Origin of the sequence: Rhodococcus sp. NPDC057135 (assembly GCF_042670865.1) — a bacterium.
Taxonomy (GTDB): domain Bacteria; phylum Actinomycetota; class Actinomycetes; order Mycobacteriales; family Mycobacteriaceae; genus Rhodococcus_F.
In genome coordinates this window covers 259,221-273,073 of record NZ_JBHUUU010000009.1, presented here as the reverse complement: position 1 = coordinate 273,073, position 13,853 = coordinate 259,221, and the positions used below count along the sequence as shown (strand labels likewise).

Genomic DNA, 13,853 nt, shown 5'->3' with positions numbered 1-13,853 from the left:
TCTACATGAGCAAGCAGGAATACGACATCGTCGTCGTCGGCAGTGGTGCCGCAGGTATGACAGCGGCCTTGACCGCAGCCCACCAGGGCTTGAGTGTGGTCATCGTGGAGAAAGCCGCCCACTACGGCGGATCGACCGCCCGTTCCGGCGGTGGGGTCTGGATCCCCAACAACGAGGCGCTTCAGGCGGACGGTGTCACCGATACACCGGAGGCTGCACGTTCCTACCTGCACAGCATCATCGGCGACGTCGTCGCTCCCGAACGCATCGACACCTACCTCGAACGTGGTCCCGAGATGCTCTCGTTCGTGCTGAAGAACAGCCCGCTCGAACTGCAGTGGGTCCCCGGCTACTCCGATTACTACCCGGAGGCTCCCGGCGGACGCCTCGGTGGCCGCAGTGTCGAGCCCACCCCGTTCGACGGCAACAAGTTGGGCGCCGACCGTAAGAATCTCGAGCCCGATTACGTCAAGGCCCCCAAGAACTTCGTCATCACCCAGGCTGATTACAAGTGGCTCAACCTGCTGATGCGCAATCCGCGCGGACCGCTGCGCGCCATGAAGGTCGGCATGCGATTCCTCGCTGCCAAGGCCACCAAGAAGGATCTGTTGGTTCGTGGCCAGGCACTGGTCGCCGGCATTCGACTCGGGCTTCAATCCGCCGGAGTGCCCATCCTGCTGAACACCCCGCTGACCTCCCTCTACACCGAAGACGGCGCGGTTCGCGGCGTCAACGTCCTCGTCGACGGCGAGGAGCAGGTCATCCGCGCTCGCCACGGAGTCGTGTTGGGATCCGGCGGATTCGAGCACAACAAGGAAATGCGTGAGAAGTACCAGCGTGGGCCCATCGGCACCGAATGGACCGTCGGCGCCAAGGCGAACACCGGCGACGGCATCCGCGCAGGCCAAGAAGTCGGCGCTGCAGTCGATTTCATGGACGACGCCTGGTGGGGCCCGTCCATTCCGTTGACCGGCGGACCGTGGTTCGCTCTCTCCGAGCGCACGCTCCCCGGCTGCATGATGGTCAACATGTCAGGCAAGCGCTTCGGCAACGAGGCTGCTCCGTACGTCGAGGCAACTCATGCGATGTACGGCGGCGAGTACGGCCAGGGCGACGGCCCTGGTGAGAACATCCCGACCTGGATGATCCTCGATCAGCGCTACCGCAACCGCTACACGTTTGCCGGTATCACTCCGCGCTCCCCGTTCCCCGGCCGCTGGCTCAAGGCCGGCATCGTGGTCAAGGCGGGAACAATTGCCGAACTGGCCGAGAAGACAGGACTTCCCGTCGCATCGCTGACCGAAACCGTGGAGCGGTTCAACGGCTTCGCGCGCAACGGCAAGGACGAGGACTTCGGGCGCGGCGACAGTGGATACGACGCGTACTACGGCGATCCCCGACTGAAGAACCCCAGCCTCGCCGAGATCAGCAAGGCTCCGTTCTACGCCATCAAGATGGTTCCGGGCGACCTCGGCACCAAGGGTGGAATCTGCACCGACGTCAACGGCCGAGCACTACGCGAAGACGGAAGCGTCATCGACGGCCTCTACGCCGCGGGCAACGCGAGCGCTCCGGTCATGGGCCACACCTACGCCGGTCCAGGCGCGACCATCGGTCCCGCAATGACTTTCGGCTACCTGGCCGTACTCGACATCGTCGAGCGTGCGAAGAAGGCCGAGACCACCACGGCACCTGCAGCTGAAAAGACGGCGGTCGACCATGCCAATTGATCCGAAGATCGCGCTCGGCGCCGAGCTTGCGCCACAAGAGTTCTCGTGGACCCCGTCGGACGTGCAGCACTACCACTTGGCACTAGGAGCAGGTGCGCGTCCGCTCGATCCGAACGAACTGCGCTACCTCGACGACGAAAAGCCTCAGGTGCTACCCACCTTCGCCACCGTCGCCGCCAATTTCCATGCCACCGAAGCACCGAAGGTGTCGTTCCCCGGCGTCGAAATCGATCTGGCGAAGGTAGTGCACGGAAGCCAGGAAGTCACTGTCCATCAGCCGATCCCGGCAAGCGGTAGTGGACGCACCACCACGCGGATCGCCGAGGTCTGGGACAAGGGCAAGGCCGCGGTGATCGTGCAGGAATCCGTCACGGTCGACGCCGACGGTAACCCGCTCTGGACTGCCCGCTCGTCGATTTTCGCCCGCGGAGAGGGTGGTTTCGGGGGTGAACGTGGTCCGTCGGAGTCGATTTCGCTTCCGGATCGGGAACCAGATGCGACAGTGGTGACACCTGTGCTTCCACAGCAGGCGTTGCTGTATCGGATGTGCGGTGATCGGAATCCGTTGCACTCGGATCCGCAATTCGCCTCCGCGGCAGGCTTTCCAGCGCCTATCCTGCATGGACTGTGTACTTACGGAATGGTCTGCAAGACCGCAGTGGATACCATGCTCGACGGCGACAGCAGTCGGGTAGCCGGATTTCGGGCCCGCTTTGCCGGGGTCGTGTTTCCCGGCGAGAACTTGAGTATCCAGATCTGGAAAGACAATGGGCGACTGCTGATCTCAGCTTCTGTACTGGAGCGTGAAGCTCCTGCCCTGGCTGACGTAGTTCTCACTCTTGTCTGATACCACCCTGTCTGATACCCACCTGTTAGAACTCACCGTAGTTCTCGAACCCGATGGAGTAGCCCGAAGATGACGGCACAAGACGAAAAGTTCCGACTGTCCCGACGAGGTTTCATGGCCGCTGGAGCCGGTGCCGTGGCAGCGACCGCATTCGCCGGCTGGACGCCGGCCTATGCCGTCCCCGCCGGCTCTTCCGGCTCCGCGGGTGGCCCAGTCTCCACCCTCACCCCGCCGCCTGCCTTCCCCGAGGGCATCGCCCTCTACCAGCAGGCATATCAGAACTGGTCCAAAGAGATCATGCTCGACGCGATCTGGACCTGTTCGCCCAAGACGCCCGAAGACGTAGTCCGCCTCGCCAACTGGGGCCATGCCAACGGCTACACCATCCGCCCCCGCGGTGCCATGCACGGTTGGACGCCGCTGACCATCGTCAACGGTGCGCCGATCGACAAGGTCATTCTCGCCGACACCACGGTCCATCTCACCGGCGTCTCCGTCAACGCGGGTGGCAGCCCGGCCACCGTCACCGCAGGACCCGGCGCGACCCTCGACGCCATCACCACGGCGCTGCAGGCGCAGGGACTCGGGTTCGCGAACCTGCCGGCACCTGGTGTGTTGACCATCGCCGGTTGCCTCGCCGTCGACGCTCACGGCGCAGCTCTTCCCGCCGAAGGCGAAGCGCATGTTCCCGGACAGACTTTCGGCTCACTCTCCAACCTCGTCACGTCCCTGACCGCGGTGGTCTGGAACGGTAGTGAATACGCGCTGAAGACGTATGCACGTAGCGACGCGGCGATCAAGCCGCTGCTGACTCACCTCGGACGCACCTTCCTCACCTCCGTCACCTTGCAGGCCGCCCCCAACTACCGCATGCGCTGTGTCAGCCACACCGACATCGGTTGGCAGGAACTCTTCGGTGCCCGCGGCGCTTCCGGACGTACCTTCGAGAAGTTCGTCCGCGAAAACGGTCGCGCAGAAGCAATCTGGTACCCCTTCACGGAACGTCCCTGGATGAAGGTGTGGTCACTTGCCCCCACCAAACCGCCGTTCGCGCGTGAGGTGACCGGGCCGTACAACTACATCTTCTCCGACAACCTTCCCGAACCTGTCACCGACATGATCGGCCAGATCAACGCCGGAAACCCAGGCATCGCACCGGCATTCGGTCAGATCATGTACGCCACCACCGTTGCCGGACTCGCCGCGACGTTCTCCAACGACCTGTGGGGATGGTCCAAGGACGTCCAGTTCTACATCCGGGCCACTACCCTGCGCCTGACCGAGGGCGGCGGAGCCGTCATCACCTCTCGCGCCAACATCGGCCAGGTCATCCACGACTTCACCCAGTGGTTCAACGGCCGCATGGAGTACTACCGCTCCATCGGACAGTTCCCCCTCAACGGCCCCGTCGAAATCCGCTGCTGCGGCCTCGATCAACCGTCCGAGGTCGAGGTCGACTCGGCAGGCGCCCCCACCATCTCGGCCATGCGCCCCCGCCCCGACCATCCGGAATGGGACACCGCCATCTGGCTCAACGTCCTCGGCGTCCCCGGAACCCCCGGCATGTTCGCGTTCTACCGCGAAATGGAACAGTGGATGCGCAATCACTACAACAACAACGACGCCACCTTCCGCCCCGAGTGGTCCAAGGGCTGGGCGTTCGGCCCCGACAAGCCGTACACCGACACCCCGATCATCACCCAGGGCCTCCCCCAGACCTACCGCGAGGGCGTTCCCTCGAGCGACAACTGGGACACCGCCAACGCCGCCTACAACGCGTTGGATCCGCACAAGGTCTTCAGCAACACCTTCCTGGACCAGTTGCTGCCTTGAGGTTCATGTACTGAGCGCACACTCTGACAACTCGACGGTCGTCGCCACTCCTCTGTTCGGGAGTGCGGCGGCCGTCGTGCGTTGCGGCGAGCAACATGACGGAGTACCCCGCATCCCGACTGAGCATCCGACTCAATCGCGATCTGGATGCATCGCCTCGTGCATGCTTTCCACCGCCCGGGCGTGGGTCGAGAGCTCTGACCGAGCAGACCGAATCGAGGCACTACTGCTGCGTGCCCCCGGCTCGGACGACGCCGAGTCCTCTCCGTCGTTCGAGGTAACACCTGCGGGGTGCTCGGAGGTGCTGCTGTGCTCTTCCCTCTCCGCGCGGGCACGCAACAACGACTCGGACTTCGGGGTATTTCGCATCGGAACATTGTCCCAGATCCACCTCGTACCTCTCACACCGAGCGCCCTCACCCCCGATGACCAGGCCGTTCCCGAACAGCAATACCTGGAAAGTTCGCAATAAAATATCTACAGCGGTCAGGGTAGACATTCTCACGATGGTGTTGTATCTTTTTTCTCGTAGCAAGGAACGAATCAAGAGATGCGGGAGAGATGAACTACCCGCAAGCAGTACCGCAGGGCAGGGACGTGCCGGGGCCGAATTCGTGTGTGAGTGTGTAGTCGGACCCGGCACCCCCCTTCAAAGCGGCTACCGGATGTCTTGTGCGAGTCCGGAAGTTCGAAAGAATGCAGTTATGTAAGTAAGTTCAACCCCATCCGGCCCCCGGCGCACCTCGCGCCGGGGGCCCCGTCCGTTAAGCGAAAGAAGCGAGCCATTTCGGCAGATACACCTCCGGGTGACCCGTCCGGCAGATTCGACGACGAAAACTACCCGGCATACAGCATGGGACACGCCGCCGAGATCCTCGGCGTCCGACAAGCTTTCCTTCGCAGCCTCGACGCCGCGAAACTGCTCACCCCGCAACGCTCCGAGGGCGGGCACCGCCGCTACTCCCGCTACCAGCTTCGCATCGCGGCACGCGCGCACGACCTTGTAGCCAACGGCACGCCTCTCGACGCGGCTTGCCGCATCATCATCCTCGAAGACCAACTCACCGAAGCCCGTCGCATCAACGCCGAGCTTCAGCAAGCGCAGGACCTGCGAGAGGAACCGGACGCGGCACCCGAATGACGACTGCGCTGGGAACAGCCGTTGCGCCTATACGGTCGATCTGATCCCTCTTCCTTCCGACTGCGGTAAATTCGGCCAATTGGGACATTGCTAGGCGTCGGTTGCTCGATTTCCACATCGAAGGGATCGCAGGCATGACTTCCTCCCACCACCGCACTCGGGTGCGGCTATCAGCTCTGTCGATCGCCTTGACCGTTGCCGTCGCAACCGCTGCGTGCAGTTCCGGCGATGACTCCGCAACAAACACGGGCAGCGCACCTCCCAGCACCTCGAGCAGTCGGGAATCGACCGAGATCGCGGATATCGTCCGCCGCCAAGTGGCCGACTTAGGCCTCAGTGCCGCTGTGTTCGGGGTGTGGCGAGGCGACGACGAAGTTGCTCTCGGCGCCGTCGGAGAGTCCCCTGTCGGAGTTCCGGCGACAACCGACATGCAGTTGCGCGTCGGCCAACCGATGGAACCGATGCTCTCGACCGTCCTGCTGCAACTCGACGAAGAAGGCACGCTGCCACTCGATCAACCGATCGCGAAGTGGGAACCGAACTTTCCACGCGCAGACACGATCACTCCACGAATGCTGGCCAACAGCACGTCAGGCATCTCCGACTACGTGACCGATCCGCAGTTCCTGAAACTCTTCACGGACAACCCGATGAAGGGCTGGACTGCTCAGGAGATCCTCGATCTAGCCAACTCCCGCCCACCGCTGTTCGAACCCGGCACCAGTTGGGCGTACGCGCACAGCGACCTGACGCTGCTCGGTGACGTCATGGAGAAGGCGACCGGAAAGCCGCTGGGCGAACTACTTCAGCAGCGCGTCTTCGATCCGCTCGGGATGGATCACAGCAGCGTTGTGCTCACGTCGCAGATGGACGAGCCGATCCTGCACGGCTACACCAATGAACGCGGAGTGTTCGAAGACTCCACTTTCTGGAATCCGACGGCATTCCTGCACAGCGGAAACATGAACGCACCTGTCGCCGACGTCGGAAAGTGGGTACGCGCGCTGGGAACGGGAGAGTTACTCTCCGACAAGGCTTTCGATCAACAGATGGCGCCGACGACCGCGGGCTTGGGAAGTATGACGGCGGACAAGTTCTTTTCCTTCGGGACCGGGCACCTCGACGGTTGGCTGGTGATGAACCCGTCGTACGGCGGCTACAACGGCCTTGCGCTCTACTACCCCGACTCGAAGACCACGATCGTCGTCTACGCGACTCTCGGGCCGACAACCAACGCGGATCTCAACAACGCCGTGCCGATGGGCAAGGCGATCGGCACCCTCCTCGAGCCGGATCACCCACCGCAGGTCCCGACACCGTGACACGCCCCACACGCTGGTAGGAAACAGCGTCGGCCTGCAACTTCCTGTTTACGCACGGATTACCTCCAGGACTTATCGCCCCATCACCATTCTCTTCAGTACCGAACGAATCGCGTCGGACCGCGGGTTGTCTCGCCAGTGAACGAGAACGTAGATAGATGGGGACAGGCCCGATGAGGAAATACGCGATGTCAGTGGCATGCACGGTTGCAGTCACAGCGGGGGTGACTCTAGTGATGTCGGTACCTGCCGGAGCGGCTCCGAATGATGGTGGGTCGTGCCCGGCCGGTGCGGTATTCGCAGTTGGCGGGACGTGGGATCCGACGGGACAAACTACGCAACCCGTCACCGACCGCTACGTGGCACAGGGTTACACCTCCAAGCCGGTGACCTACCCGGCGAGCTTCTGGCCGCTCGGCGATCAGACGTACGACCAGAGTGTTGCCGCGGGTGCCCAGACGCTGCGCAGCGAAGTCAACGCTTTTCACGCACAGTGCCCCGGCAGCGAGATCGTCGTCACCGGGTACTCACAGGGTGCTCGGATTGCGGGCGACGTGCTCGGTGACATCGCGCGCGACGGATCCATTCCGCAGTCGCAAGTCGAAGGTGTGCTCTACGCCGACCCCCGCAACTCGGCCGGAGGCATCGAAACCGTAGTGCCCAATGTTGTTCCAGGAGCGACGATGTCCGGAGCACGCGGCGGATTCGGTGACATCGCAGTGCAGGAAGTCTGCATCGAGGGTGACGGCATCTGCAACATGCCCAAGCCCCGTGATGCCCCCGAGGTGTTCGTCGACTCGGTATTCGGATACTTCACGAAGCACAACACATATACGCCGATGATGTCTCAGCCCGCTCCGCCTGCTCCCCCGGCACTGCCGCAGACGCCTTCGGTACCCCTGCAACCCGCTGACGTTGCCACCGCGATCGTGACGCGGGTCGTCGAGAACATCACTCCGTATCTGAGCGCTGCACTTGCCACCGTGCTGACGAAGTAGGTCTGCACGGGCGACTCGTGCATGATCGAAGAGTGGCTGCTTCTCGTGCGATTCGTGTACCGCTGTGGACGGTGGCCGCCCTGCTCGTCTCGACGGCCGCCGCCTGCTCCAGTGAACAGGCCGGACCGATCAGCGTCGAGTGGCTCGCTGATCCAACTCCCGGCGTGCGGGCAGCGGTGTACCAGGAGCACCCGACTGCGATAACTCTGGCTGGTGGCGCCGAAGGACGTGACACCGAGGAACTTCGAGCAGTGGCGTACTTCCCGAAGGACGCCACTGGAAATGAACACCTCATCTTCCTCCAGCACGGTGGACGTCAGCCGTGCTCAGACCCGGGCGATTCGTGGCCTTGCCGTTCGGAAAACGAACGGACGCCGTCGTTTCTCGGTTTCGGTTACCTCGGTGCGGCATTGGCGGCTCAGGGCAACGTCGTAGTCTCGATTTCAGCCAATTCGACTGTCGCCAGTGCTGATACCGATCATTCCGGAGCCGTGTTCAATCGTCACACCGAGTTGTGGCGCGACTGGAACCGCGAAGACTCGGGCCCCTTCGGTGAGGTTTTCACCGATCAACTCGATCTTTCGTCGATCGGGTTGATCGGCCATTCACGAGGTGGCGACGCCGTCGCGCGGTACGCCTCGGGTGACGCGGGATCGTCGCCACTACTTCCGATTTCCGCGATGCTCCTTTTGGCTCCCGTCCTACCCATCACAGGTCAACTGCCGGCACTGCCGGACATTCCCACCGTCATCACCGAAGGCACCTGCGACGGAGACGTCGGCAGGGACCCGAGTGGGTACGTCGAGGGCAGACGCCCCGCACCACAGGACAACACCGTCCTCATCACCATTGCGGGCGCAAATCACAACTTCTTCAACACCGAATGGTCACCGTCGAACGGACGCTCCGACAGTATCGACGACGCAGACCCCTCGAAGAATCCCCACTCGCCGTGCGCAACACCAACTCCCCGACTCGACGAAAACGATCAACGCACGTTGGCCATCGACATCGCTACAACAACCTTCCGCGCGGTCGAGACCGACTCACTAGTTGCGACGGCGTTGACAGATGACCTCTCGGACCGCCCGGACGTAGATCTGGCAGTTTTCGACTGACTGAAAGTCGACCGATTCGTACAAGTCGAGGACCATCCGCGCCGTGCACCATCGAATACATGCTCACGTTCATCGTCAGATACGGGTACGTCCCATTCATGCTCTTGGGAATCAACGGAGCGGCAATTGCGCTCGCGGCATCCGGTGCGCCGAAATGGTCGCTGGTGGCACTGATTGTCTTCGCCGTGGTCTGCTCTTTCGCGGCCGAACGCGCACTTCCTTACGAATCTTCGTGGAATGCCCCGGGAGCGGACAGGTTTCGCGACGCAATCCACGCGTTTGTCAACGAATCACTCATCCTGGTAAGTGTCGCCGTCATTCCTTTGATGGCAGCGGTGATTCCGTTCGACGGGTTGTGGCCGAGCAATCTTCCGTTTGTCGTTCAGGTTGTGTTCGCAGTACTGGTTGCGGATTTCGGTATCACCGTCGTGCATCTGATCAGCCACAAGGTTGGATGGTTGTGGCGTTTTCACGCGGTCCATCACAGCCTCGAGCGGTTCTACGGCATGAACGGACTCATGAAACATCCCGTGCATCAGACTTTCGAAACCGCAGGTGGCGTCCTGCCGCTGATCCTTCTCGGGATGCCCGTCCCGGTTGCGTCGGCACTCGCGGTGTGTGTCGCTGTCCAACTCCTGCTTCAGCATTCGAATGCCGACTACCGCATCGGCCCCCTGCGTCCGATACTCGCCCTCAACGCCGGCCACCGATTCCATCACCTGAAGTGGGCTGGAATCGGTGACGTCAACTTCGGTTTGTTCACTCTCATCTGGGATCACCTGTTCCGTACCTACTCTTTCGATCCGGAAAAGCGATTCAGCAGTGACGATCTCGGTATGGCGGCCAAGCCCGACTACCCGGACGACTATCTCGGCCAGTTGGCGGAACCGTTCCGGAGACAGAACTGACGGACGACGGGTTGAGATTCAGCCGGCGAGCACCCGACGCATGACGGGCCTGGCTGCGAATGCACTGGCCAACACCAACGCGATCCCCGCTGCCAGGGTGACGGCCAACTGAACCAGCGCCATCGGAGTGGTCAGCACGGCTGCCCCTGCCAGTGGGAAGAGGAACAGCAGTGCGGCGCCGGCACCGGCCAGTGCCATGACGACGACGGGAGTTCGAACGTGCCGCATGCGTGCGCTGTCCATCACCTCGACGGGTGTACCGGCCAGGGTCAGGCTTCGATACAGTTCGCGGTTGTCGAGGATCCCGGATACCTGGGTGAGCGCGGACGAGATGGCGGCCAACGTGAATGTTGCTCCGAGAGTGAACAGCACACCGGTTCGCATGTCCGCGAACAGGAACTCCTGTCCTGGTTCCAGATCCTGCCCTTCTCCGTTGCCGATCGCGGCGAGCAAAGAGGTTCCGGCGGCAACAAAACTTGCCATAGTCACACCGCTGACCGTGCGCCACACTGCCTTCGGGTTGTCCAGGACCCGACGGGCCGCAATCAACGACGCACCGTCTTTGGCGCATTTGAGCATGATTTTTCCGAGCACCAAGATGACAAACGGACCGACCAGCGCAACAACGCCGAAACAGACACCAAGGCCCACCAGTATTGCCGCGATGCTTGCTGCGGAACCACCGAATGCACTCCATCCCAACAGAACCCCGACGCCCGCAAGAGCAAAGATCATCTTCGGTGCGGCGCTGGGATTACCCGCCGTGACGCCCAACGGGCTCACGAATACCTGACGCATCCCGAGCATCGACGTCAAAGCAGCCAGGACGGTCATACCGAATACGATGCCCACCAGAGGAAGTGCGCCTACCCAGAGCTCACTCCACTCGAAGGTCCGGCCTTGAAATCGCAAGAGGGCTACGAGTGGCAGCACGAGGAAATACCCCAACACGCCGATCAGCGCGCCGGCAAAACCCTGGATACCCGATTCCGCAGCGCACAGCGCAACAATCTGACGGGGCGTGGATCCGATGAGTCGCAGCGCCGCCAGGCGTTCGTCTCGACGACGGGCACCCAAGCGGGCCGCCGCCAGACCGAGAGTGATTGCCGGGACGATCATCAACACGGAGGCAACCCCGGCGAGCGCGAGATATGCCTCTGACTCGGGTTCGCTCGATCGGCCCGCAAAGGCACCGTAGCCACCGAGAACCGTGAGCAACAGGGTAGTTGACGCAGCGAAGGCCGATACCGGGAGCGCGAAGGTACTCAACGCCTTTCTGCCTTCACCTCGCACCGTCATCAGGGCGACACGCGCGGTGGCTTTCATGCCGCCACCTGTGTCCCGACGAGCGAGCCGGCCTGCATCATCATCGTGCGATCACACCAGCGAGCAACTTCGGCGTCGTGAGTGACGACGACCAACGCCGAACCGATCTGTTGTGCAGAATCACGCAACACCCTCATCACTTCCCAGCTTGTCTGTGCGTCGAGCGCACCGGTCGGCTCGTCTGCAAACAGGACTGCGGGTTTGGTCACCAACGCTCGGGCAATCGCGACACGTTGGGATTGCCCACCCGACATCTGACCCGGGCGACGGTCCTGCAGCCCGTCCAGTCCCAAAGGCGCGAAGAAACCGTGTGCCGTCCGCTTGGCTTCCGCGATGGACAACCCGTTGAGCACCAAGGGCAAAGCGACGTTCTCGATCGCCGGAAGCTCCGGCAGCAGCTGACCCGATTGAAAGACGAAACCGTAGGATTCTCGCCGAAGTCGACTCCGATCGTTCTCCCCGAGGTTCTCGATATGCCTACCGCTCAACAGGATCGCGCCCGAATCAGGCTTCACGATTCCCGACATGCAGTGCAGCAGAGTCGACTTCCCCGATCCTGACGGACCCATGATCGCCGTGGCCGTGCCCGCACGGACTTCCAGCGACACACCGCGGAGCACTGGAACGTCGCCGTACGACTTGCCCAGCGAGTGGACCGACAGGACTGCGGGTGATTGTGCGTTGTTCATGAGTACAGCCTCTCGCGTACCCCTCGCATACACATCGGCCCAGCGCACGATCTTCGAACTCACCTCGGTCCTACCGGAGGATGACCGGACCCCGAGCTCTGTCAGGGTCGTCACTATCATCGCTGACATGACCTGGTCCGGCGCCGTCCACATGCAGCCCGGAATTCTCATGTTCACCGGCGCCGTCGGATCGGCGCACACGCATGCTCACGCCGCTGTTCAGATCTTGATCGTCGACGACGGGTCAGTCACGGTCACCGACGGAGAGGGCCACAGTGAAATCGTGGGAGCCGTGATCGTTCCCTCCGGAGCAGTGCACTCGTTGTCCGCCTCAGAGGGCGCGCGGGGGCGGGCGATCTATGTCGATTCCACCACCGGAATGGGCCGGCGCATCAGGCCGCCTGAATCCGACCACGGTGGTGTGCCCGAATGGTCAACTCGTGGACGGACTGCCGTAGAGATGACGGACCGTGGCGCTGATTCGGATCTGGAATACGCAGCGAGGCTGATCGATTCACTGTCCGAAAGTAAGCAGCCGTCGAGCGTACGCGCTCTTCACCCTGCACTCGAGCATGCTCTGACGATACTGCCCGAGCGACTTTCGGGGCCGGTAACGCTGACGGACACCGCCGCGCTGGTCTCCATCTCGCCCGGCCGATTAGGGAGAATCTTCAACGATCAACTGCAGATGAGCTTTTCGACCTACATCCGCTGGTTGCGGCTACGACGTGCCATGGAGGTGATGAGCGGTGGCGCAAGCCTGACAACCAGTGCCCACGAGGCCGGTTTCACCGACAGCGCCCATCTCAACCGTATCTGCCACAGTATGTTCGGGCTCACGCCCAGCGCCGCGACCGGTGATCTCACCTGGAATTGACGCTGGGCCTCAACTGACGCTGTCCAACTCCGACCGCGCCAGTAGCGACAGTCGGCTGTAGAGGCGCGCCAATCCGGGAACGCCCCGAAGACTGCCCGCCACTTCCTCCACACCGGCAGCGGCATACACGGTCAGCCGCGCATCGACGTCGTACAGAACATCGACGACGTTACCGAAGCGGCGGACGGCAAATTCCGAAGCTTCAGCGAGCGCCGGCACCCCGAAGATTACCCAGTCGCCGAAGCGGGAGGCGAGCTCGAGGTAGTCGGCGGCCGAGGTCGAACCGCCGCACAGCACCTCGAAGTCGAACCAGACGACGCCGTCTCGAATCGCCGAGCATGCCAATGTGCGTGTGCCGATCGTCAATTCGACGCCCTCGCCCGAAGGCCTCACGATTTCCGAGTCGACGAGGAATTCCCCTGTCGCAAACCGGTAGTCCCCGGCACTTGGTTGTCCCGCTGTCCGGTAGTCGACGGAGCCACCCAACTCGATCACCTCGAGCCTCTGCTCCATCAACTCGATGGACGGCACGAACTGTTCGTGAAAGAGCGGATTCGGAAGAAGCTCGGTCGGCGGGACATTGGACGTGGCAACAACAGTCACACCTTTCGCGACGATCGTATCGAGAACCCTTGCCATGAACATCGCGTCGGCGACGTCGTCGATGTGGAACTCGTCGAAACAGAGCACGCGGATTCCGTCCACCACGTGGTCCAGCGCCGAACCCATCGATCCGAGTTCGTACGCCCGGGCGTGCAGGTTTGCAAAGAACCGATGAAAGTGAATGCGCCGCTTGCCGACCGAGAGCTCGTCGTAGAACTCGTCCATGAGCATCGTCTTCCCGCGACCGACGCTTCCCCAGAGATAGATCCCACCCCCGACCTCACCGTCGGAGATCCGAACCCGCAGTGCATCGAGGGCTTCACGTGCCGCCGACTGCTCTTCGTCCAGTAACATGAGGCTCCTCTACATCTGTAGAGTCGAGCCTAGTGACCGAATACAAATCGAGTCAATGTGACCCTCACGACGCACCATCGGCAGCATGCAACTCCGGCAGCATGAAA

Annotated in this window: 13 protein-coding genes; 10 read left to right on the top strand and 3 right to left on the bottom strand. The window is 62.3% G+C overall.

The window, feature by feature from the left end; genetic code table 11:
- The first annotated feature begins 5 nt into the window (after positions 1-5).
- The 9 genes from kstD (at position 6) to ACFT1A_RS19095 (ending at position 9,897) form a co-directional block, all read left to right on the top strand.
- Positions 6-1,730 (top strand): 3-oxosteroid 1-dehydrogenase, encoded by a 1,725-nt coding sequence (kstD, locus tag ACFT1A_RS19135; protein ID WP_378448250.1) that lies wholly within the window; start codon positions 6-8, stop codon positions 1,728-1,730.
- Complete coding sequence (locus ACFT1A_RS19130) at positions 1,720-2,577, top strand: MaoC/PaaZ C-terminal domain-containing protein (protein ID WP_378448249.1); 858 nt, start codon at positions 1,720-1,722, stop codon at positions 2,575-2,577. The genes kstD and ACFT1A_RS19130 overlap by 11 nt, the downstream gene beginning before the upstream one ends.
- 69 nt (positions 2,578-2,646) lie before the next feature.
- Positions 2,647-4,410, top strand: a complete 1,764-nt coding sequence (locus ACFT1A_RS19125; RefSeq protein WP_378448248.1) for a cholesterol oxidase substrate-binding domain-containing protein — start codon at positions 2,647-2,649, stop codon at positions 4,408-4,410.
- Between the two features lie 163 nt (positions 4,411-4,573).
- Positions 4,574-4,882 carry a hypothetical protein gene (locus ACFT1A_RS19120; protein ID WP_378448247.1) on the top strand — a complete coding sequence of 103 codons (309 nt, stop codon included), beginning with the start codon at positions 4,574-4,576 and terminating at the stop codon, positions 4,880-4,882.
- Positions 4,883-5,263: 381 nt separating this feature from the next.
- Positions 5,264-5,551 carry a MerR family transcriptional regulator gene (locus ACFT1A_RS19115; protein WP_378448246.1) on the top strand — a complete coding sequence of 96 codons (288 nt, stop codon included), beginning with the start codon at positions 5,264-5,266 and terminating at the stop codon, positions 5,549-5,551.
- Positions 5,552-5,685: 134 nt separating this feature from the next.
- On the top strand, positions 5,686-6,873 hold the full coding sequence (locus tag ACFT1A_RS19110) for a serine hydrolase domain-containing protein (RefSeq protein ID WP_378448245.1): 1,188 nt from the start codon (positions 5,686-5,688) through the stop codon (positions 6,871-6,873).
- Positions 6,874-7,109: 236 nt separating this feature from the next.
- On the top strand, positions 7,110-7,871 hold the full coding sequence (locus ACFT1A_RS19105) for a PE-PPE domain-containing protein (RefSeq protein WP_378448244.1): 762 nt from the start codon (positions 7,110-7,112) through the stop codon (positions 7,869-7,871).
- A gap of 32 nt (positions 7,872-7,903) precedes the next feature.
- Positions 7,904-8,989, top strand: a complete 1,086-nt coding sequence (locus ACFT1A_RS19100) for a hypothetical protein (RefSeq protein WP_378448243.1) — start codon at positions 7,904-7,906, stop codon at positions 8,987-8,989.
- A gap of 59 nt (positions 8,990-9,048) precedes the next feature.
- Entirely contained in the window at positions 9,049-9,897 is an 849-nt protein-coding gene (locus tag ACFT1A_RS19095; RefSeq protein ID WP_378448242.1) for a sterol desaturase family protein, read from the top strand.
- 18 nt (positions 9,898-9,915) lie between these two features.
- Here the strand turns inward: ACFT1A_RS19095 and ACFT1A_RS19090 are convergent, their stop codons facing one another.
- Positions 9,916-11,223, bottom strand: a complete 1,308-nt coding sequence (locus tag ACFT1A_RS19090; protein WP_378448241.1) for an FtsX-like permease family protein — start codon at positions 11,221-11,223, stop codon at positions 9,916-9,918.
- Entirely contained in the window at positions 11,220-12,065 is an 846-nt protein-coding gene (locus tag ACFT1A_RS19085; RefSeq protein ID WP_378448240.1) for an ABC transporter ATP-binding protein, read from the bottom strand. The genes ACFT1A_RS19090 and ACFT1A_RS19085 overlap by 4 nt, the downstream gene beginning before the upstream one ends.
- Here ACFT1A_RS19085 and ACFT1A_RS19080 point away from each other — a divergent pair.
- Positions 12,040-12,789, top strand: coding sequence for a helix-turn-helix domain-containing protein (locus ACFT1A_RS19080; RefSeq protein WP_378448239.1), 750 nt, complete (start codon positions 12,040-12,042; stop codon positions 12,787-12,789). The two genes, ACFT1A_RS19085 and ACFT1A_RS19080, sit on opposite strands and share 26 nt — an antisense overlap.
- Before the next feature lie 9 nt (positions 12,790-12,798).
- Here the strand turns inward: ACFT1A_RS19080 and zapE are convergent, their stop codons facing one another.
- Positions 12,799-13,746: a cell division protein ZapE gene (zapE, locus tag ACFT1A_RS19075; RefSeq protein WP_378448238.1), complete on the bottom strand. Its 948-nt coding sequence runs from the start codon at positions 13,744-13,746 to the stop codon at positions 12,799-12,801.
- Positions 13,747-13,853: the final 107 nt, after the last annotated feature.

Excerpts from the sequence above, each read along its gene's own strand:
- ACFT1A_RS19110 (WP_378448245.1), top strand. The coding sequence starts at position 5,686 with ATGACTTCCTCCCACCACCGCACTCGGGTGCGGCTATCAGCTCTGTCG.
- ACFT1A_RS19090 (WP_378448241.1), bottom strand. The coding sequence starts at position 11,223 with ATGAAAGCCACCGCGCGTGTCGCCCTGATGACGGTGCGAGGTGAAGGC.
- ACFT1A_RS19115 (WP_378448246.1), top strand. The coding sequence starts at position 5,264 with ATGGGACACGCCGCCGAGATCCTCGGCGTCCGACAAGCTTTCCTTCGC.
- ACFT1A_RS19105 (WP_378448244.1), top strand. The coding sequence starts at position 7,110 with ATGTCGGTACCTGCCGGAGCGGCTCCGAATGATGGTGGGTCGTGCCCG.
- ACFT1A_RS19095 (WP_378448242.1), top strand. The coding sequence starts at position 9,049 with ATGCTCACGTTCATCGTCAGATACGGGTACGTCCCATTCATGCTCTTG.
- ACFT1A_RS19130 (WP_378448249.1), top strand. The coding sequence starts at position 1,720 with ATGCCAATTGATCCGAAGATCGCGCTCGGCGCCGAGCTTGCGCCACAA.
- ACFT1A_RS19125 (WP_378448248.1), top strand. The coding sequence starts at position 2,647 with ATGACGGCACAAGACGAAAAGTTCCGACTGTCCCGACGAGGTTTCATG.
- ACFT1A_RS19120 (WP_378448247.1), top strand. The coding sequence starts at position 4,574 with ATGCTTTCCACCGCCCGGGCGTGGGTCGAGAGCTCTGACCGAGCAGAC.
- ACFT1A_RS19080 (WP_378448239.1), top strand. The coding sequence starts at position 12,040 with ATGACCTGGTCCGGCGCCGTCCACATGCAGCCCGGAATTCTCATGTTC.
- ACFT1A_RS19085 (WP_378448240.1), bottom strand. The coding sequence starts at position 12,065 with ATGTGGACGGCGCCGGACCAGGTCATGTCAGCGATGATAGTGACGACC.
- kstD (WP_378448250.1), top strand. The coding sequence starts at position 6 with ATGAGCAAGCAGGAATACGACATCGTCGTCGTCGGCAGTGGTGCCGCA.
- zapE (WP_378448238.1), bottom strand. The coding sequence starts at position 13,746 with ATGTTACTGGACGAAGAGCAGTCGGCGGCACGTGAAGCCCTCGATGCA.